This is a genomic window from Streptomyces sp. NBC_01363 (genome assembly GCF_026340595.1).
In the GTDB taxonomy this organism is placed as follows: Bacteria; Actinomycetota; Actinomycetes; order Streptomycetales; family Streptomycetaceae; genus Streptomyces.
Genome location: NZ_JAPEPF010000001.1, coordinates 2,033,588 through 2,052,829, shown reverse-complemented (window position 1 = coordinate 2,052,829; position 19,242 = coordinate 2,033,588). Strand labels below are relative to the sequence as shown.

Annotated in this window: 14 protein-coding genes and 1 pseudogene; 1 reads left to right on the top strand and 14 read right to left on the bottom strand. The window is 71.4% G+C overall.

The window, feature by feature from the left end; translation table 11 throughout:
- Positions 1-312: 312 nt before the first annotated feature.
- From topA to OG611_RS09625, 7 genes are all read right to left on the bottom strand, one after another.
- Positions 313-3,177 carry a type I DNA topoisomerase gene (topA, locus tag OG611_RS09655; RefSeq protein ID WP_266417531.1) on the bottom strand — a complete coding sequence of 955 codons (2,865 nt, stop codon included), beginning with the start codon at positions 3,175-3,177 and terminating at the stop codon, positions 313-315.
- A 351-nt stretch (positions 3,178-3,528) separates the two neighbouring features.
- Positions 3,529-3,726 (bottom strand): hypothetical protein, encoded by a 198-nt coding sequence (locus OG611_RS09650; RefSeq protein WP_266417528.1) that lies wholly within the window; start codon positions 3,724-3,726, stop codon positions 3,529-3,531.
- Positions 3,727-4,197: 471 nt separating this feature from the next.
- Positions 4,198-5,712: a class I SAM-dependent methyltransferase gene (locus OG611_RS09645; RefSeq protein WP_266417525.1), complete on the bottom strand. Its 1,515-nt coding sequence runs from the start codon at positions 5,710-5,712 to the stop codon at positions 4,198-4,200.
- A 209-nt stretch (positions 5,713-5,921) separates the two neighbouring features.
- Positions 5,922-6,545 (bottom strand): small secreted protein, encoded by a 624-nt coding sequence (locus OG611_RS09640; protein WP_266417522.1) that lies wholly within the window; start codon positions 6,543-6,545, stop codon positions 5,922-5,924.
- 364 nt (positions 6,546-6,909) lie between these two features.
- The gene (locus OG611_RS09635; protein WP_266417519.1) at positions 6,910-9,360 is read right to left on the bottom strand and encodes a sodium-translocating pyrophosphatase; all 2,451 of its coding nucleotides are present in this window, start codon (positions 9,358-9,360) and stop codon (positions 6,910-6,912) included.
- A 332-nt stretch (positions 9,361-9,692) separates the two neighbouring features.
- On the bottom strand, positions 9,693-10,175 hold the full coding sequence (locus OG611_RS09630) for an ATP-binding protein (protein ID WP_266417516.1): 483 nt from the start codon (positions 10,173-10,175) through the stop codon (positions 9,693-9,695).
- 612 nt (positions 10,176-10,787) lie between these two features.
- Complete coding sequence (locus OG611_RS09625; protein WP_003967428.1) at positions 10,788-11,141, bottom strand: STAS domain-containing protein; 354 nt, start codon at positions 11,139-11,141, stop codon at positions 10,788-10,790.
- 78 nt (positions 11,142-11,219) lie between these two features.
- Here OG611_RS09625 and OG611_RS09620 point away from each other — a divergent pair, with 78 nt between their 5' ends.
- Entirely contained in the window at positions 11,220-13,835 is a 2,616-nt protein-coding gene (locus tag OG611_RS09620) for a DEAD/DEAH box helicase (RefSeq protein ID WP_266417513.1), read from the top strand.
- Positions 13,836-13,878: 43 nt separating this feature from the next.
- Here the strand turns inward: OG611_RS09620 and OG611_RS09615 are convergent.
- From OG611_RS09615 to ssd, 7 genes and pseudogenes are all read right to left on the bottom strand, one after another.
- Positions 13,879-14,097, bottom strand: a pseudogene (locus tag OG611_RS09615) (Rv3654c family TadE-like protein); the annotation flags it as partial.
- A gap of 191 nt (positions 14,098-14,288) precedes the next feature.
- Positions 14,289-14,711, bottom strand: coding sequence for a TadE family type IV pilus minor pilin (locus OG611_RS09610; protein ID WP_266417510.1), 423 nt, complete (start codon positions 14,709-14,711; stop codon positions 14,289-14,291).
- Positions 14,698-14,898 carry a DUF4244 domain-containing protein gene (locus OG611_RS09605; RefSeq protein WP_266417507.1) on the bottom strand — a complete coding sequence of 67 codons (201 nt, stop codon included), beginning with the start codon at positions 14,896-14,898 and terminating at the stop codon, positions 14,698-14,700. Before OG611_RS09605 ends, OG611_RS09610 begins: the two co-directional genes overlap by 14 nt.
- Before the next feature lie 58 nt (positions 14,899-14,956).
- Positions 14,957-15,757 carry a type II secretion system F family protein gene (locus tag OG611_RS09600; protein WP_266417503.1) on the bottom strand — a complete coding sequence of 267 codons (801 nt, stop codon included), beginning with the start codon at positions 15,755-15,757 and terminating at the stop codon, positions 14,957-14,959.
- The gene (locus tag OG611_RS09595) at positions 15,754-16,611 is read right to left on the bottom strand and encodes a type II secretion system F family protein (protein ID WP_266417500.1); all 858 of its coding nucleotides are present in this window, start codon (positions 16,609-16,611) and stop codon (positions 15,754-15,756) included. Before OG611_RS09595 ends, OG611_RS09600 begins: the two co-directional genes overlap by 4 nt.
- A 20-nt stretch (positions 16,612-16,631) precedes the next feature.
- Positions 16,632-17,780 (bottom strand): TadA family conjugal transfer-associated ATPase, encoded by a 1,149-nt coding sequence (locus OG611_RS09590; protein ID WP_266417497.1) that lies wholly within the window; start codon positions 17,778-17,780, stop codon positions 16,632-16,634.
- Complete coding sequence (gene ssd, locus OG611_RS09585; protein ID WP_266425696.1) at positions 17,777-18,838, bottom strand: septum site-determining protein Ssd; 1,062 nt, start codon at positions 18,836-18,838, stop codon at positions 17,777-17,779. Before ssd ends, OG611_RS09590 begins: the two co-directional genes overlap by 4 nt.
- Between the last annotated feature and the right edge of the window lie 404 nt (positions 18,839-19,242).

The window sequence follows — 19,242 nt, the reverse complement described above, 5'->3', positions numbered from 1 at the left end:
AGGCCCCGTCCGAACATATGGGCGCCGGAGCCGTTCCGGCCCTTCCGACCCCACCCGGCGTCCCCGGCATTTCCAGCCCCTCCGGTGGAACAGCCGGCCCTCCGGCGCTTGAGGAGCGGGGTCCGGGGCGGAGCCCCGGTCACGGGAAGGGGCGGGTGGAGGAACAGGCCCGCCGCAGGCGTCCACCGCCGCACCGGTCCACCTCCCCAGCACACCCCGGCCCTCCCCCGCACGCCCCGGCCCGCAGGGCCAAGCAAACGCCGGAGGGGGCTGGAACGTCCAGCCCCCTCCGGCGTGCTCGACGCGTACCGCTCAGTCCTCCACGGACGCCGCAGCCGTCTTCTTCGCCGCAGCAGTCTTCTTGGCGGTCGTCTTCTTCGCGGCCGTCGTCTTCTTCGCCGCGGTCTTCTTGGCCGTCGCCGCCGTCGTCTTCTTGGCAGCGGTCTTCTTCGTGGTCACCGCGCTCTTCTTGGCCGGGGCCTTCTTCGCCGTCTTCTTCTTGGCGGGTCCCTTGGCGCGCTTCTCGGCGAGCAGCTCGTAGCCGCGCTCCGGCGTGATGTCCTCGACGCTGTCGCCGGTGCGCAGCGTCGCGTTCGTCTCGCCGTCGGTGACGTACGCGCCGAAGCGACCGTCCTTGACCACGACCGGAGCCCCGCTCACCGGGTCCGTGCCCAGCTCCTTCAGCGGCGGCTTGGCGGCCGCCCGGCCGCGCTGCTTGGGCTGGGCGTAGATCGCGAGGGCCTCTTCGAGCGTGATGTCGAACAGCTGATCCTCGGAGGTGAGCGAACGCGAGTCCGTGCCCTTCTTCAGGTACGGGCCGTAGCGGCCGTTCTGCGCGGTGATCTCGACGCCCTCGGCGTCCTCACCGACGACACGCGGCAGCGACATCAGCTTGAGCGCGTCGGCCAGCGTCACCGTGTCCAGGGCCATGGACTTGAAGAGCGAGGCGGTCCGCGGCTTCACCGCGTTCTTGCCGGTCTTCGGGGTGCCCTCGGGCAGCACCTCGGTGACGTACGGGCCGTAGCGCCCGTCCTTGGCGATGATCTGGTGGCCGGTGATCGGGTCCGCGCCGAGCTCGAAGTCGCCGCTCGGCTTGGCGAGCAGCTCCTCCGCGTACTCCACGGACAGCTCATCGGGCGCCAGGTCCTCCGGCACGTCCGCGCGCTGGTGGCCCTCGGCGTCCTTCTCACCACGCTCGATGTACGGGCCGTAGCGGCCGACCCGGAGCTTGATGTCGTTGCCGACGGGGAAGGAGGAGATCTCCCGCGCGTCGATCGCACCGAGGTCGGTGACGAGCTCCTTCAGACCGCCGAGGTGGTCTCCGTCGCCGTTGCCCGCGTCGGAGGCCGCCCCCGCGCCGGTCGTGTCGCCGGCGGCCGCACCGAAGTAGAAGCGCTTCAGCCACGGCACGGCCTGGGCCTCACCGCGCGCGATGCGGTCGAGGTCGTCCTCCATCTTTGCGGTGAAGTCGTAGTCGACGAGCCGGCCGAAGTGCTTCTCCAGCAGGTTGACCACGGCGAAGGAGAGGAACGACGGGACGAGCGCCGTGCCCTTCTTGAAGACGTAGCCGCGATCCAGGATCGTGCCGATGATCGACGCGTACGTCGACGGGCGGCCGATCTCGCGTTCTTCGAGCTCCTTGACCAGCGAGGCCTCGGTGTAGCGGGCCGGCGGCTTGGTGGCGTGGCCGTCGACCGAGATCTCCTCGGCGGACAGCGCGTCGCCCTCGGCGACCTGCGGGAGGCGCCGCTCGCGGTCGTCGAGCTCGGCGTTCGGGTCGTCGGCGCCCTCGACGTACGCCTTCATGAAGCCGTGGAAGGTGATCGTCTTGCCGGACGCGGAGAACTCGGCGTCCCGGCCGTCGCTCGCCCGGCCACCGATCTTGACGGTGACCGAGTTGCCGACCGCGTCCTTCATCTGGGAGGCGACGGTCCGCTTCCAGATCAGCTCGTAGAGCCGGAACTGGTCGCCGCTCAGGCCGGTCTCGGCGGGGGTGCGGAAGCGGTCGCCGGAGGGGCGGATCGCCTCGTGCGCCTCCTGCGCGTTCTTGACCTTCCCGGCGTACGTGCGCGGCTTGTCCGGGAGGTAGTCGGCGCCGTAGAGCTGGGTGACCTGCGCACGGGCCGCGGCGACCGCGGTGTCCGAGAGGGTCGTGGAGTCGGTACGCATATAGGTGATGAAGCCGTTCTCGTACAGCTTCTGCGCGACCTGCATGGTGGCCTTGGCCCCGAAGCCCAGCTTCCGGCTCGCCTCCTGCTGGAGGGTCGTCGTACGGAACGGGGCATACGGGGAGCGGCGGTACGGCTTCGACTCGACGGACCGCACGGCGAACGTGGCGTCGGCGAGCGCGGCGGCCAGGGCGCGGGCGTTCGTCTCGTCCAGGTGCAGCACCTGGACGGAGCCGGACTTCAGCTGCCCGTCCGGACCGAAGTCGCGGCCCTGGGCGATGCGGCGGCCGTCGACCGCGCTCAGCCGGGCGGCGAGGGTCGACGGGTCGGAGGCGTCACCGGGACGGCCGGTGGCGAAGGTGCCGGTGAGGTCCCAGTACTCGGCGGAGCGGAAGGCGATGCGCTCGCGCTCCCGCTCGACGACGAGACGGGTCGCCACGGACTGGACACGGCCGGCCGACAGGCGCGGCATGACCTTCTTCCACAGGACCGGCGAGACCTCGTAGCCGTAGAGGCGGTCGAGGATGCGGCGGGTCTCCTGGGCGTCGACCATGCGCTGGTTGAGCTCGCGCGGGTTGGCGACGGCGGCCCGGATCGCGTCCTTGGTGATCTCGTGGAACACCATCCGGTGGACCGGGACCTTGGGCTTCAGGACTTCCTGCAGGTGCCACGCGATGGCTTCGCCCTCGCGGTCCTCATCGGTGGCGAGGAAGAGTTCGTCGGACTCGGCCAGCAGCTGCTTGAGCTTCCTGACCTGCGCCTTCTTGTCCGCGTTGACGACATAGACGGGCTGGAAGTCATGCTCGACGTCGACGCCGAGCCGACGGACCTCGCCGGTGTACTCGTCCGGAACCTCTGCGGCGCCGTTCGGCAGGTCGCGGATGTGCCCGACGCTCGCCTCGACGACGTATCCGGGGCCGAGGTAGCCCTTGATCGTCTTCGCCTTGGCAGGCGACTCGACGATGACGAGTCGGCGGCCGCCCTGTGCGGTCTCGCTGGTCGGGGACAACTTCGCTCTTCTCTCCGGTCGACACTCGGTGGGCATCCGGGCAGCGCGATGACGCTGCCGACGGTGCTGTCGCTGCGGAGTGTGACGGTACAACCCGCCCCCGTGTCAAACGGCAAAAGCCCGCAACGGCCACTCGAACGGTAACCCGACTTCCGCCATTCCTGCCGCCCGGACCGTCCGGTCCGCCCTGTGCGCGGTCGCTGCCTGCGGGTTTCCGGGTGCTGTTGCGGCACTGCGGGCGTCGGCGTCGGGGCGCGTACGGTCCGGGCGTGTTCCCCGCCACTGCCCGCCGTGCCCTGCGGGTTCCCGGCCGGGGCCGGTGAGGAGTGGACCGGACCGGTGGGAAGTGGATCAGATACGGGTGAAGCACCACACACCGAGGACGAGAAAAAGTACGCCGAACACAGTGGCGAGAGTCGCGGAGGCGACGGGGCTCACACCGTGCGCCACCGGCGCGCGGTGCATCACACGCGCCCCCGTCCACAGCAGCAGCGCGGCGCCGAACAGCGCGAAGGCCGCTCCGGCGAAGACCGCAGGTCCGCTCTCCATGCCCGTACGCCTCCCTGTCGCCGCCCGGCCGGGGCGTGCGCCCCCTCCGGTCAGGAGGAGGCTGCCACCCCAGGGCGTCGACGATGCGAACCCCCGGTGAATGGCCGGAATCACCCGCTTCCGCCCCGCGGACGCGGGAGCGCCATCCGGGATCCCCGCCCGAGCACCATCCGGAATCCGCGGACACCGCGACGCACCGGCGGCGGTGGGCCCGAAGCCGCTGATGGCGAGGCCCTTCCTCACGTTCGGCGGTGAGCGCCCGAACGGGAACGGAGCCCGGCAAGCCCGGCCCCGTCACCGGACCTGCCGGGCCGGTGACGGGGCGGGCCGGGGCGCGACGGGGCGGGCGGTGACGGGACGCCGTGGGCAGCGGCGGGACGCAGTGGGCAGCGGCGGGACGCAGTGGGCAGCGGCGGGACGCAGTGGGCAGGGCGGCGCGACGCGGCGGGCGGGGCGGGCGGGGCGGCGCGATCAGCCCACCGGAAGAACCGGATCCAGGAAGCCCTCCTCGACCAGCAGCCGGATCGCCTGCGGGGTCCGGTCACGCAGCAGCACCGGGTCCTCGTTCATCAACTGGGCGATCGCGTCGAGGATCCGACCTGCGGGCAGCGTCCCGTCGCACACGCCCGCGAAGCCGGCGCCGACGGCGTCGACCTTCGTCGCGCGCCGCATGCCCCGATTCTGACGGAGCACCACGTGCTCCGGGTCCTCCGCGCCCGGCAGGCCGACCTGCTCCTGCACGACCTCGGCGGCCAGGGTGAAATGCCCGGCCAGAAGCGCCGCGTCGTCCTGCTCGCGGAGGTAGTCCTGACGGACGAAGTGGGCTTCGGCGGCCGGTCCGAGCGGCTGCTCCACCGCGTGCGGCCACTCCTCGATGACGATGGACGGATAGCCGGCGGCGGCTGCGGCGGACTTGCGCAGGGTGATCCAGCCGAAGCCGACGCCCTTGGTCTTGCGGGCCTCGAACTCGTCCAGCCAGGCGTCGTACCGCGTGGCGTACTCGGCGGGGTCCGTACGGTGGTCGCCGCTGTCGCGCAGCCACAGCTCCGCGTACTGCGTGACGTCCTGGACCTCGCGCTGCACGATCCAGGCATCGCAGCCGTGCGGGACCCAGGAACTCAGCCGGTTCTGCCACTCCTCGCCCTCGACGTGCTGCCAGTTGGCGAGGAAGTGGGCGAATCCGCCCTCGTTCAGCCGGTCGCCCGTCTGCTGCACCAGGGTCCGGCACAGGTCGTCGCCGCCCATGCCGCCGTCGCGGTAGGTGAGGCGGGCGCCGGGCGAGATGACGAACGGGGGGTTGGAGACGATCAGGTCGTACGTCTCGGCGCCGACCGGTTCGTACAGCGAGCCCTGGTGCAGCTCGGCCGGGGCCGCGCCGGACAGCGCGAGCGTCAGCCGGGTGAAGTCCAGCGCGCGCGGGTTGAGGTCGGTGGCCGTGACCCGGGTGGCGTGCTGCGAGGCGTGCAGCGCCTGGATGCCGGAGCCCGTACCGATGTCGAGCGCGGAGGCGACAGGCGTACGGACGGTGATCCCGGCGAGCGTGGTGGACGCCCCGCCGACGCCCAGGACCACGCCCTCCTCGCGCGAACCGATGCCGCCCGCGCCACCGACCGCACAGCCCAGGTCGGAGACGATGTACCAGTCCTGCCCCTCGGGCCCGCTGTACGGCCGTACGTCGACCGTGGCCCGTACCTCGTCGCCGACGTGGGTCACCCAGCCGTCCTCGACGCACTCGGCCAGCGGGAACGCGGCACGGGCCCGCTCGTACGGAACGGGGTGCTGGAGCAGGAAGAGCCGCACCAGCGTGTCGAGCGGGGAGTCGCCCCGGGTGGCGCGCAGCGCCGGGACCGTCTCGCTGCGGGCGAGCGCGGCATAGGCGGGCGCGCCGAGCAGGTCGAGGAGCCCGTCGGCGGTGAAGGCGGCGGCAAGCAGGGCTTCGCGGAGCCGGGGCGAACGGTCGGGCACGGGGAGACTGGTCGTACTCACCCACCCATTGTGGCCGCTCCCACTGACAACGGCAGCGGCCCGGCGCCCATCGGGGCGGCCGGGCCGTCCGCGCAACCCGTCATCGGCGCGGCAGATCATCGGCGCGACCGGTCATCGGCACAGCAGGCCGCCGGTGCGGCAGGTCATCGGCGCGACCGTGCCTCCGGCGCGACCGACCGCGCGTCACGACAACCGCTGCTGCCACCCGGTCACGACTTCTTGCTGGGCGAGGCGGACGGCGACGTGGCCCCGGGCGGCACCGTGTCGGCCTTCGGCGGCACCGAGGCCGTCGGCTTCTGGCAGCCCTTCTGCTTCGCCATCGCGGTGCCGACCTCGCCGGACTGAAGCTTCTTCAACGCCTCGTCACCACTGGTGCTGATCTTGTTCAGCTCGTCCGCGATGCCCTTGAGCCCATCGGCGAACTTCGCCTGGTCCTTCGTCTCCAGGGCGTCGACCTTCTTCTGCAGGTTCGCGTACGCCGCGGAGGACGCGTCGAGCTCCTTCACGGCCTCCTTCTGCGTGGTCTCGCCGCCGTCGACCGGCGGCGGCCCGGCGGAGTCGACTGCCGCGCCCAGTGCCTTGTACGCCTGCGAGATCTGCTGGAAGGCGGCCGAGTCGGTCTTCTGGACGTCGGCGGGCTTGCTGTTGTCCGCGGTCTGCTGCTGGATGGCGGCGTTGGCGTTCGCGATCTTCTGGAGCTGGGGCTGGACCTGGTCGCAGACCTTCTTGGCCCAGGCGTTCACCTTGTCGCTGTTGTCGTCGCTGCTGCAGCCCGACAGCGTAAGTACCAGTACCGCGCCGCCGGACAGCGTGGCCGCAAGCTTCTTGTTCACCGGATCGGTCCCTTCCAAGGCTCTCGGCCCCGGAACTTACACGGCGGGCGCCCTCCGTCCGGGTGCCGGGCGTCCGATGAGTGGCCTTTTGTAGCCATTTGCACCAAGGGAAATGAGGGAGATACAACTCACCCACACAGCCGTCGAAGCTCAGGAACACATGTACGAGCAAGCACACGAACGGCTCACAGATCAGACATACAGATCAGGTGTACGGATCGGGCGCACAGATCAGTGGCAGGCCGACGGCGGACCGGCATGCAGGCCGAGATGCGACCGGGCGGACGGAGCATCAGAATGCCCCGCCCGCCCGGTCATTGAGCCGGGTTCGGTCATGTGTCACCGATCCACCCCGGCCGCGGTCTCACGAAACGGCTGCCTGGCCCGGCGACTTGGCCGGCCTGTCCCCTCCTCCGTCCCCGTCACCGGGATCTTCTCCGTCACCCACGGCGATCCCACGCCGCTTGGAGACATAGACCGCGCCGACGATGACCGCGACGGCGAGCACCGCCACCACCGCGCGCACGCCGGCGCTCGCGTCCTGCCCGTAGCTGAACTGCACCACCGCCGGGGCGATGAGCAGGGCGACCAGGTTCATCACCTTGAGCAGGGGGTTGATCGCCGGCCCTGCCGTGTCCTTGAACGGGTCGCCGACCGTGTCGCCGATGACGGTCGCGGCATGGGCCTCGCTGCCCTTGCCGCCGTAGTGACCGTCCTCGACGAGCTTCTTGGCGTTGTCCCACGCACCACCGGAGTTGGCGAGGAAGACCGCCATCAGGGTGCCGGTTCCGATGGCGCCCGCGAGATAGGAACCGAGTGCTCCGACACCGAGCGTGAAGCCGACGGCGATGGGCGCCAGGACGGCCAGCAGACCGGGCGTGGCAAGCTCGCGCAGGGCGTCCTTGGTGCAGATGTCGACGACGCGCCCGTACTCCGGCTTCTCGCTGTGGTCCATGATCCCGGGGTGCTCGCGGAACTGCCGCCGCACCTCGTAGACCACGGCCCCGGCCGACCGCGACACCGCGTTGATCGCAAGACCGGAGAAGAGGAAGACGACCGCGGCGCCGAGGATCAGGCCCACCAGGTTGTTGGGCTGCGAGATGTCCAGACTGAGCGTCATCTCCCCGGCCCTGGCCCCCACGCCGTCGACCGCCGTGGCGATCGCGTCGCGGTACGAACCGAAGAGCGCCGACGCCGCCAGGACGGCGGTGGCGATGGCAATGCCCTTGGTGATGGCCTTGGTGGTGTTGCCGACGGCGTCCAGGTCGGTGAGGACCTGCGCACCGGCGCCCGTGACGTCACCGGACATCTCGGCGATGCCCTGCGCGTTGTCCGAGACCGGGCCGAAGGTGTCCATGGCGACGATGACACCGACGGTGGTGAGCAGCCCGGTCCCCGCCAGGGCCACCGCGAAGAGCGCCAGCATGATCGACGTACCGCCGAGCAGGAACGCCCCGTAGACGCCCAGGCCGATCAGCAGCGCCGTGTAGACGGCGGACTCCAGACCGATGGAGATACCGGCGAGTACGACGGTGGCCGGACCAGTCAGCGAGGACTTGCCGATGTCCTGGACCGGGCGCCGGCTGGTCTCGGTGAAGTACCCGGTCAGTTGCTGGATCAGAGCGGCCAGCACGATGCCGATGGCGACGGCGACCAGGGCGAAGATCCGCGGGTCGCCGCCGTGCGAGGTGATGGCGCGGTCGGTGACACCGCTCAGATCGGCGTACGAGGACGGCAGGTAGACGAAGACGCCCACGGCCACCAGCACCAGCGAGATGACCGCGGAGATGAAGAATCCGCGGTTGATGGCGGTCATTCCGCTGCGGTCTGCGCGCCGCGGGGCGACCGCGAAGATCCCGATCATCGCGGTGACCACGCCGATCGCCGGAACGATCAGCGGGAGGGCCAGTCCGGAGTCACCGAAGGCGGCCTTGCCGAGGATGAGCGCGGCGACGAGCGTCACGGCGTACGACTCGAAGAGGTCGGCTGCCATTCCGGCGCAGTCACCGACGTTGTCGCCCACGTTGTCGGCGATGGTGGCCGCGTTGCGCGGATCGTCCTCCGGGATGCCCTGTTCGACCTTGCCGACGAGGTCGGCGCCGACGTCCGCCGCCTTGGTGAAGATGCCACCGCCGACCCTCATGAACATGGCGATCAGTGCGGCACCGAGGCCGAAGCCCTCCAGCACCTTCGGGGCGTCGGCGGCATAGACGAGCACGACGCAGGACGCACCGAGCAGGCCGAGGCCCACGGTGATCATGCCGACCACGCCGCCGGTACGAAATGCGATCTTCATCGCCTTGTGCGAAACGGCGGTGAGATCCTTTTCCGGCTCGCCTTCCGCAGGAGTCGCCTCACGCGCAGCAGCGGCCACACGGACATTACTGCGTACCGCAAGCCGCATCCCGATGTATCCGGTGGTCGCCGAGAAAAGCGCACCCACCAGGAAGAACAACGAACGGCCCGCGCGCTGCGACCAGTTGTCGGCCGGTAGCAGCAGAAGCAGGAAGAAGACCACGACGGCGAAGATGCCGACGGTGCGCAACTGCCGGGCCAGATAGGCATTCGCGCCTTCCTGGACGGCGGCCGCGATCTCCTTCATGCGGTCGGTGCCCTCGCCGGCCGCCAGCACCTGGCGCACCAGCAGTCTGGCGACGACCAGGGCGGCGACTGCGACGACCGCGACGACGATCACGATGACGCGATTGTCATCGGTGAGAACCGCGGCCGCCAGAGAAGTGGATCGGCCGGAAGGTGCGGAAAATGCGGAATCTTGCGCCGGTCCTGCCAGTGGGGTGTTGAAGAACTCCGCCATACGTCCTCCTTGACGCTCAGCGCTCAAGACGTGGACGGATTGTAGGGAGCGGGAGCTGATCAAAACAGTGCGCGGTAAATGTAATTGACCTTCACCGGCCGATCGGTAAATGATCGCACCCCCGGACAGGCCCGAATGCAGTAATGGGGCAGGCACATTTTCCGTAGATCATTGATCACGCATAAATGATCACGCACAAATGAAAAAGGCCCCGCTGAGCAGGGCCTCATAAGACGGATCAAGAAATGGAACGGGGAAGGGACTCGGCCGGACCGGGGCAGGTCGGCCGCCCATGGCACCTGTGGCGCCTCAGGGGAGCAGGGGCGGCATCGTCATGGCTGCACCGTCATGGGCGTCTTCGGCCAGCTCATGCGGATCACTCCGCCGTTGGCTCCCGATCTGACTTCCACATCATCGACAAGGCCGCTGATGACCGCGAGACCCATCTCGTCCTCGCCACCGGCGTCACTCTCGTGATCCGGCTCATCGAGCCCCGCGCCGGGCGTGGCGCCGCGTGTCGCGGAGGCTCCGACGGGTCCGCCGAGAGCGGGATCGTCCCCCGGTCCGGGCACCTCGTCGCCGACCTCGACGGAGAAGGACTTCTCCTCCTCGTTCAGGACGACGGAGACGGGGGCAGTGATGCCATGGCTGCGGTGCAGCCCGACTGCGCGACTGCAGGCCTCACCGACAGCGAGTCTGACCTCGTCGAGCACGGCTTCGTCGACCCCTGCCCGGCGCGCCACGGCGGCTGCCACGAGGCGGGCCGTCCTGACGTGTTCGGGCTGAGCGCTGAAGCGGAGTTCAACGGTGGTCATGCGATCCCCCTCAGACGTACGGGCGTGCATTTCAGGGTCCCGGGCGCGCTGCCCGCTGTCCCTGCTCTTCTTCTCTTCTTCTGGTCTCTTCCGGTCTTCTTCCGGAACCGACGGCTTTTCTGCCCCAACCGATGGCCCCGTCGGCCCCGACGGTTCGCCGGTCGTGTCGTCGGCCACCGGACATCCGACCGGAGCCGACGTACGGCCGACCGACGCACAGCAGGCCGAGACAGAGCCGCCCACCTGCCGACAGACCTCCGTCCGGCAGCCGGGCCACTCGCGAGCGGCCGATCACCGGACGCCCGGCCGACGGACGACCGAACGACGGATCACCGGCCGACTGCCGACGGCTCGCCGACCGACTGGCCCACGTCCCGTCGAACACCGTCCGGTCCGGTTGTCCGGCCGTTCGGGGCGCCGGTCACCCGGCTACCCGATCCTCCGGTCGCCCGGCCGGTCGACTGTCCGACCGGCCGAACGGTCCGCCTCATGGCAATCCGCCATCAGGCACGCCCACGCCGCACCGGCCGCCTGGCGGGCAGCTGGTGCGCCGACTGGGTACCGAACCGGCCTTCGGCCGATCCGCCTGGCGGACCGACCCCGGGCCGACTGTCAGTCGGTGGCCGCAACGGCCTCGTCGACCGTGGTGTGAATCGGGAACACCTTGGTCAGACCAGTGATCCGGAAGATCTTGAGAATGCGCTCCTGGTTGCAGACCAGGCGCAGCGAGCCCTCATGGGCCCGGACACGCTTCAGGCCGCCCACGAGCACGCCGAGGCCGGTGGAGTCGAGGAAGTCGACGCCTTCCATGTCGACAACCAGGTGGTAGCTGCCGTCATTCACCAACTCGACCAACTGCTCGCGCAGCTTGGGCGCGGTATACACATCAATCTCGCCACCGACCTCGACGACCGTACGGTCGCCACCAGGGCCGGACACATTGCGAGTCGACAAGGACAGGTCCACGGATCCTCCAGCACCTTGCTATCGAGCGGTCGCCCCTCGGTCTCCCCGGCGGAGCCAGGGAACGGATCGCCAGCCGCGATGGCATTCAATCACTTACCAGCAGCCATGCACGACGCCTTGGGACCATTGTCCGTCACGCCAGTGACACACTCGGTCCCGATGGCCAAGAATCACCGCCCCAGTCGACCACCCGGGAACAGCGACCCCAGACCCTCTCCCGCCATGGTCCTCGACCGGCTCGCCGCAGTGGCGGGCCGGTCCGCGCGCATCACTCATACGGAGCACTTGCCCCCGCGTGCGGGAACCCATGCCATCTGGCCCGATCGCATCCGGCCGGAAGTCGTCGCTGCGATCCACCAGGCCGGAATCGATCACCCGTGGGCGCACCAGGCGGCCGCCGCCGAGCACGCCCTGGACGGCGAATCCGTGGTCATCGCCACCGGCACGGCGTCCGGAAAGTCGCTCGCCTACCTCGCCCCGGTCCTCAGCGCCCTGCTCGACGGCTCCGAGGCCCCGAACGGCCGGGGCGCCACCGCCCTGTACCTGGCCCCCACCAAGGCCCTGGCCGCCGATCAGAGGCGTGCCGTGAAGCAGCTCGCGGCACCGCTCGGCAACGCCATCAGGCCCGCGGTCTACGACGGCGACACTCCGGTCGAGGAACGCGAATGGGTGCGTCAGTACGCCAACTACGTCCTGACCAACCCCGACATGCTGCACCGCGGGATACTCCCGTCCCACCCCCGCTGGTCCTCCTTCCTGCGCGCCCTGCGCTTCGTCGTCATCGACGAGTGCCACACCTACCGCGGTGTCTTCGGCTCCCACGTCGCCCAGGTGATACGCCGTCTACGGCGCCTGTGCGCCCGTTACGGCGCCGATCCGGTCTTCCTCCTCGCCTCCGCCACCGCGGCGGACCCCTCGGTCGCGGCCGGCCGCCTCACCGGCCTCCCGGTCGAGGAGGTCGCCGACGACGCCTCGCCCCGCGGCGAGCTGGTCTTCGCGCTGTGGGAGCCGCCCCTGACCGACCTGCACGGCGAGAAGGGCGCCCCTGTCCGGCGCACCGCCACCGCCGAGACCGCCGACCTCCTCACCGATCTCACCGTCCAGGGCGTCCGCTCGGTCGCCTTCGTACGCTCCCGGCGCGGCGCCGAGCTGATCTCCGTCATCGCGAAGGAGCGCCTCGCCGAGGTGGACCGCTCGCTGCCGGCCCGGGTCGCCGCCTACCGCGGGGGCTATCTCCCCGAGGAACGCCGCGCCCTGGAGCGCGCCCTGCACTCCGGGCAACTGCTCGGACTGGCCGCCACCACGGCCCTCGAACTCGGCATCGACGTCTCCGGCCTCGATGCCGTCGTCATCGCCGGCTATCCCGGCACCAGGGCATCGCTGTGGCAGCAGGCGGGCCGCGCCGGGCGCTCCGGCGAGGGCGCCCTGGCCATCCTGGTGGCCCGCGACGACCCGCTGGACACCTTCCTCGTCCACCATCCCGAGGCGCTGTTCCAGCAGCCCGTGGAGTCGACCGTCCTCGACCCCGACAATCCGTACGTCCTCGCCCCCCATCTGTGCGCCGCCGCCGCGGAGCTCCCCCTCACCGAGCCGGACCTGGAACTCTTCGGCCCGGCCGCGGCCGAACTGCTGCCGCAGCTGGAAGCTGCGAAACTGCTCCGCAAACGGGCATCGGGCTGGCACTGGACCCGCCGCGAGCGCGCCGCCGACCTCACCGACATCCGTGGCGAGGGCGGCCGCCCCGTCCAGATCGTCGAGGAGGGCACCGGCCGGCTGCTGGGCACCGTCGACGAATCGGCCGCGCACACCGCCGTCCACGAGGGCGCCGTACACCTCCATCAGGGCCGCACCTACCTGGTCCGGAAGCTGGACCTGGAGGATTCGGTGGCCCTGGTCGAGGAGGCCGGCCCGCCGTACTCGACCACCGCACGCGACACCACCTCCATCGCCGTCCTGGAGACCGACACCGAGATCCCGTGGGGTGACGGGCGGCTCTGCTACGGCTCCGTGGAGGTCACCAGTCAGGTCGTCTCCTTCCTGCGTCGCAGGCTGATCACCGGCGAGGTCCTCGGCGAGACCAAACTGGACCTGCCGCCCCGCACGCTGCGCACCCGCGCCGTCTGGTGGACGGTCACCGAGGACCAGCTCGACGCCGCCCGCATCAACCCGGAGATCCTGGGCGGCGCCCTGCACGCAGCGGAGCACGCGTCGATCGGGATGCTGCCGCTCTTCGCCACCTGCGACCGGTGGGACATCGGCGGCGTCTCCGTGCCCCTGCACCCGGACACCCTGCTGCCCACGGTCTTCGTGTACGACGGCCACCCAGGCGGTGCCGGATTCGCCGAGCGGGCCTTCCACACCGCCCGTACGTGGCTGACCGCGACCCGCCAGGCGATCGCGTCCTGCGAATGCGATGCGGGCTGCCCGTCCTGCGTCCAGTCCCCCAAGTGCGGCAACGGCAACGAGCCACTGCACAAACGCGGTGCCGTGCGCCTCCTCACCGAACTCCTGCGATCCGCACCTCCGGACCCGGGGAAGCCAGGCGCTGCGGAGCCGCCGGAGGCGGAGGCGGCGCGGCCGGAGCCGAGCCCTGCGGAGCCGATGGTGCCGGAGTCGGCGTCGGCGGAGGCTGGGTCGGAGGCAGCGGCCCGGGAGAGCCGGGAGCAGTCGCCGGAGGGCCGGCCCTCGACCTGACCGCCGGTGCGTACGGCCCGAAACTCACCCGGGCCGTCACATCGGCGATCTCCCCGCGCACCGCACACCGGACCACCACGGCTCCCTGCGCCGCGGCCACCTTCCCGGCGGCCCCACACGCCGCCCCAGGGCCTTGCATGGCCCGGTCGGCCGCAGCCAGGGCTGCCAGGTCCGCCGCACCGCCCGCCCGGTGCCGGACGGCCACCACCTGCCCGAGGGCCAGTACGACCGCGAACACCGCGCACAGCGTGGCCGTGGTCATCGCCACCCACACCGTGGCCAGGCCCCTGTCCCCGTCCGCCGACCTTCTGCTCCTGCGCAGCTGCACAAGGGCGACGCCACGCAGCCGCGCAATGGCAGTGGCACGCAGCCGCGCATGGGCAGTGGCACGCAGCCATGCGAGGGCGGCTGCACGTCCCGTCTCGACCGTCCGGACCGTCCGGACCGTCCGGGTCATTGCGTCACCCCTACCGTGTCCTCGGCCAGTGCCGCCGCCTCCGCGTGAAGCGTCAGGGCCAGCGGGCCCGGCCCCGGCATCGACGCCGCCACCCGTACCCGCCACAGCTCCCCGGCCCGCTCCATCGCGACTTCGGCCCCGCCGGGTGCCGCCGAACGGGCGGCTTCCAACACCTGCGCCTCCGGCTCCGAACGGGCCGCCGCCCTCGCCCCGGCCCTCGCCGCGTCCACGCACCGGATCTGGGCGGAGGCGGCCATCAGCGCCCAGACCAACGCCAGGGCGAACACCACCAACGCCGGAATCGCCATGGCCGCTTCCGCCGTCACCGCGCCCCGATCCCTTCGGGCCCCGGCTCTCCCGCCCCCGATACGGGAACGCCCTCCGGCGAGCGCCCCGGGGCCGCTCTCAGAACTTCGCATCGAGCGCGTCCTTCAACAGCGACTGCAGTGCGGACATGACCGGCTGGCTGGTGACCACCTTGTAGAGCACCGCCGCGAACGCACAGGCCGCGATCGTCCCCACCGCATATTCGGATGTCGTCATTCCGCTGTCCGACCGAACTCGGCGTGCCATGACGCGCACCCAGTTCTTGATTCGCCGCACCATTTCAACCCCCGTGGAATTCTTAATTCATACTGAATGGATTTTTACTCATACTTTTCGGTCATCCGGTGTGAAGCAGCCCGGTCGCCAGACCGATCACCACCGGCGCCACCCCGACCGTCAGGAAAGCGGGCAGAAAGCAGAGTCCGACGGGAGCGGTCATCGCCACGCCTGCCCGCTGGGCGCGCGCCACGGCCGCACTCGCACGCTCGGCCCGCATCGCCTCGGCCAGCCGAGCCACCGGCTCCGCCGCCGGAGCTCCGGTCGACCCCGCCCGGTCCAGGCAGCGGGCCAGCGCACCTGCACCCGGTATCTCCCCGAACCGCCCCCAGGCCTCCGCAGGTTCACCACCGAGACGGATCTCCGCGGCCGTCCGCGCCAGGCGCACGCCGACCGGCCCGCCGAGCGACTCCCCCACCGCCTCGGCTGCCTCCCGGGGCCCGGCGCCGGCGGAGATGCAGGCCGCCAACAGGTCGGCCGCCAACGGGAGCTGACGTGCGGCCTCCGCCATCTCCGCAGGCCCTGCCCCCAATTCGCTTCCGCCTCGGGCCCGTTGCCACCGCCAGGCGCCGTACGCTCCCACGAGCCCCGCCACGCACCCAGGCAGGCCGCCGATCAGGACCCAGCCCGCCGCCACAGCGCCCAGTGGCGCGATCCACTCCTTCGTCCGGGCGCCGAGTGCCGGGTGTCCCCGCCCGCGCCGACCCTTCGGCGAGGCGACCGCCAGCAGCACCGCGCCCCGGCGGCGCACCGCCCGCCTCCGCCGCAGTCCTGCCAGCGCAAGGGCCGGACAAGCGACCGCGCTCAGCACCGCGCACACCACCGCCACCCGGTGGACGGCTTCGCCGGTGACCGCACTCATACCGCCTCCCCCGCCCGTACGATCCGGCCGGCCCAGCAGAGCCCGGCCGCCTCAAGCACTCCGCCCGTCGCCAGACAGACGAGCCCGGCCGGAGTGTGCAACAGCACCCTCAACGGATCGGCCCCGAGCGCCGCCCCCAGACCCAGACCCAGCACCGGAAGCAGTGCCAGCACGGCCACCGTCGACCAGGCACCCGCCAGTTGGGCCCGTAATTCCTCCCGTCTGCGCAGCTCGGCCCGCAACGCGCCCTCCAGGCGGTCCAGCCCCGCCGCGAGCCCGGCCCCACCGTCGGCCGCCACCCGCCAGCAGGCCGCCACCCCGGCGAGACCGTCCAGACCCGGCTCACGTGCCGCCTGCCCGAGCGCCCCCGGCACATCACCACCGAATCGCGCCGCGGCAGACACACCGGCCTCCGCCGCCCCCATCACCCCGGTGCCGCGGACGGCGACGAGCAACGCCTGACCCGGTTCGTGTCCGGCCCGCAGCTCCCCCACGACCGCGCCGCACAGCGCCACCACCCCGGCCGCCCGGCGTTCCCGCTCGTTGCCCCGGGCCCGCCTCCGCAGCCACCGCCGTACCAGCGGCACCGCCACCGCACCGGCCAGCAGCGGCAACACCGACTCCCCCAGCACGGTGACGAGCAACGCCACCGGAAGGCAGAGCCACTCCCGCCGCTCCCCCGACCACTCCCGTACCCGCGCCCCGGTCCGCTCCCAGCACACACGCAGCGGCGACCGAACCGCCCCGTCGGCGAAGAGCACCCGGGCCCTCCGCCGCCCGTGGTCCTGCGCCGCCATCAGCCAGGCCGCCGCCCCGACGCACAGGACGACCGCACAGCTCACGCCCGCCGACATCCCCGTCGGCGCACCCCCGGTCACAGCGCACCCCCGATCAGCGACCGCAGCCGCTCCCAGCCCCGCTCCCGCCCGAATCCATCGGCACCCCAGCGCAGCGCGGGCACGGTCACCACGAGCCCCGTCGCGTCCCGCTCCAGAACCTGCACGTCGGCGATCCGCCGCTGTCCGGCCCGGTCCCGCACGAGATGGACCACCACCGACAGCGCGGCCGCCAACTGGCTGTGCAGCGCCGTCCGGTCCAGTCCCGCCGCCGTCCCCAGTGCCTCCAGACGGGCTGGTACGTGCTCGGCCGCATTGGCGTGAACCGTCCCGCAGCCGCCTTCGTGGCCGGTGTTCAGAGCGGCCAGGAGTTCGGTGACCTCGGCACCGCGCACCTCCCCGACCACCAGCCGGTCGGGCCGCATCCGCAGCGCCTGCCGCACCAGGTCCCGGAGCGTCACCCGGCCCGCCCCCTCCTGGTTGGCGGGGCGCGACTCCAGGCGCACCACATGGGGATGGTCCGGCCGCAGCTCCGCCGAGTCCTCCGCGAGCACGATTCGCTCCCGCTCCCCGACCGCACCCAGCAGACTCGACAGAAGAGTTGTCTTCCCGGCCCCCGTCCCTCCACTGATCAGATACGAGACCCGGGCCTCCACCAGGGCCCGCAGCACCCGGTCACCGCCCGGCGGCACCGTCCCGGCCGCGACCAGCTCCGTCAGCGAGAAGGCCCTGGGCCTCACCACCCGCAGCGACAGGCACGTCGAGCCGACGGACACCGGCGGCAGCACGGCATGCATACGGGTGCCGTTCGGAAGCCTCGCGTCCACCCAGGGGCGGGCGTCGTCCAGCCGTCGCCCCGCCACGGCGGCCAGCCGCTGCGCCAGCCTGCGCACCGCGGCGGCATCCGTGAAGGTCACCCCGGTGAGTTCGAGCCCGCCGCCCCGGTCCACCCACACCCGGTCCGGCGCGGAGACCAGCACGTCCGTCACCGCCGGATCGGCCAGCAGCGGTTCAAGCACCCCGGCCCCGACCAGCTCGCCGCGCAACTCATCGGCCGCACCAAGCACTTCGGCGTCCCCGAGCAGCCGCCCCTGGGCCCGCAGCGCGGCCGCGACCCCGGCCGGCGTCGGTGCCGTGCCGTTCTGGGCCAGCCGCTGTCGTACGGCATCGAGCAACGTCTCCGTCATGACGCACCTCCGGCGGCGCGTCCCCCCGCGCCCTCCGGAGCGAGCGCCCGCTCCCAGAACGCCGCGCAGAACCTGGCCAGCGGACCGCGCGCGCTGCCGCCTGGCGGCATACCGCTGTTCTGAGCGGCCGACAGCCCTGCGTCGAGCGGAAGTTCACCGGCGAGTGGCAGCCCCAGCGCCTGCGCCACCCACCGCTCGTCGAGGCCCGCCGCGTACGGCCCGCGAGACACCACCCGCAGGTCGTCCAGGACCATCCCGGCCATGGACGCCACACGCTTCGCCGCCGCCACCGCGCGAAGCTCCCCCGGGACCACCAACAGCCCGAGGTCCAGCTGCGCGAGCGCCTCGGCCACCGACTCGTCGACCCGGCGCGGCAGATCGACGACCACCACCCCGCCGAGCCGGCGTGCGGCAGCCAGCACGGCCCGTATGGCCTGCGGCGGGATGGCCACCCAGTCGTCGCGGCCCCAGCTGAGCACCCGCAGCCCATGCAGCGCCGGCAGCGATTCCTCCAGCGCTCCCCCGCCGACCCGCCCCTTGGAGTGGGCGAAATCCGGCCACCGCATCCCCTCGGCCCGTTCGCCACCGAGCAGCACGTCGATGCCGCCGCCGAGCGGGTCACCGTCGATCAGCATGGTCCGCCGCCCGGCCCTCGCCGCGGTCACCGCGAGGGCGCAGGCCAGTGTGGACGCACCGGAGCCGCCCCGTCCGCCGATCACTCCCACGGTGAGCGCCGGCCGGCCCACGCCTTCCGCCGCATTGGCGATCTGGTCGACGAGCCAGCCCTCCGAATCGGGCAGCCTCAGCACATATTCGGCCCCGATCTCCACGGCGCGGCGCCAGACGTCCGGGGCATCCTGATCCCGGCCGACGAGCATCACACCCCGCCTGCGCACCGCCCCTCGGCATCGCTGGGCGGCATCGTCGCCCACGAGAACCATCGGAGCCTGCTCCCAACTGCCTCTGTTCTCGGGCAGCGAGTGATGAACTTCCGGTTCCGCTCCAGCGGCCGCACACAGCCGCAGCAGATCGTCGAGCAGTTCCACATCCTCGGTCACGATCAGCGGTCCGCCCCGCCGCGCTCCGGCGGCCGGCAGAGGATCCCGTGCGATGGACTCGGCCACGATCTCCGCCCCCTTCTCACTGCACCTTCATCGCGGTTCGCGGTGATCTCGGAGCGTTCCGGGATCGGCGATTCCACAACCCGCGGACTTCGCGGTGGAATCACCGTGCAGCGCTTCGGAAAATCGTGTGGATCTTGCTCGAAAACTGTGGACAACTCCACCGTTGTGAATATCTTCGTCGCTCATACCGGCGACTTCCGGAGCGCAGCACTTCCGCTACACACCGTGACGAGTCATGGTGGTGGGGGACGGAACGAGAAGCGGGCCGTCGCGGCCGAAATGGAGGCGGAATGCTTGATTCCGAACGACAGAAACGCGTCCGGACATGCGACGACCCC

What these genes read in the sequence shown, in the direction of transcription:
- OG611_RS09650 (WP_266417528.1), bottom strand. Translation starts at nt 3,726, where the DNA reads ATGGAGAGCGGACCTGCGGTCTTCGCCGGAGCGGCCTTCGCGCTGTTC.
- OG611_RS09635 (WP_266417519.1), bottom strand. Translation starts at nt 9,360, where the DNA reads ATGGCGGAGTTCTTCAACACCCCACTGGCAGGACCGGCGCAAGATTCC.
- OG611_RS09630 (WP_266417516.1), bottom strand. Translation starts at nt 10,175, where the DNA reads ATGACCACCGTTGAACTCCGCTTCAGCGCTCAGCCCGAACACGTCAGG.
- OG611_RS09620 (WP_266417513.1), top strand. Translation starts at nt 11,220, where the DNA reads ATGGCATTCAATCACTTACCAGCAGCCATGCACGACGCCTTGGGACCA.
- OG611_RS09610 (WP_266417510.1), bottom strand. Translation starts at nt 14,711, where the DNA reads ATGCGAAGTTCTGAGAGCGGCCCCGGGGCGCTCGCCGGAGGGCGTTCC.
- OG611_RS09605 (WP_266417507.1), bottom strand. Translation starts at nt 14,898, where the DNA reads ATGGTGCGGCGAATCAAGAACTGGGTGCGCGTCATGGCACGCCGAGTT.
- OG611_RS09600 (WP_266417503.1), bottom strand. Translation starts at nt 15,757, where the DNA reads ATGAGTGCGGTCACCGGCGAAGCCGTCCACCGGGTGGCGGTGGTGTGC.
- OG611_RS09595 (WP_266417500.1), bottom strand. Translation starts at nt 16,611, where the DNA reads ATGTCGGCGGGCGTGAGCTGTGCGGTCGTCCTGTGCGTCGGGGCGGCG.
- OG611_RS09590 (WP_266417497.1), bottom strand. Translation starts at nt 17,780, where the DNA reads ATGACGGAGACGTTGCTCGATGCCGTACGACAGCGGCTGGCCCAGAAC.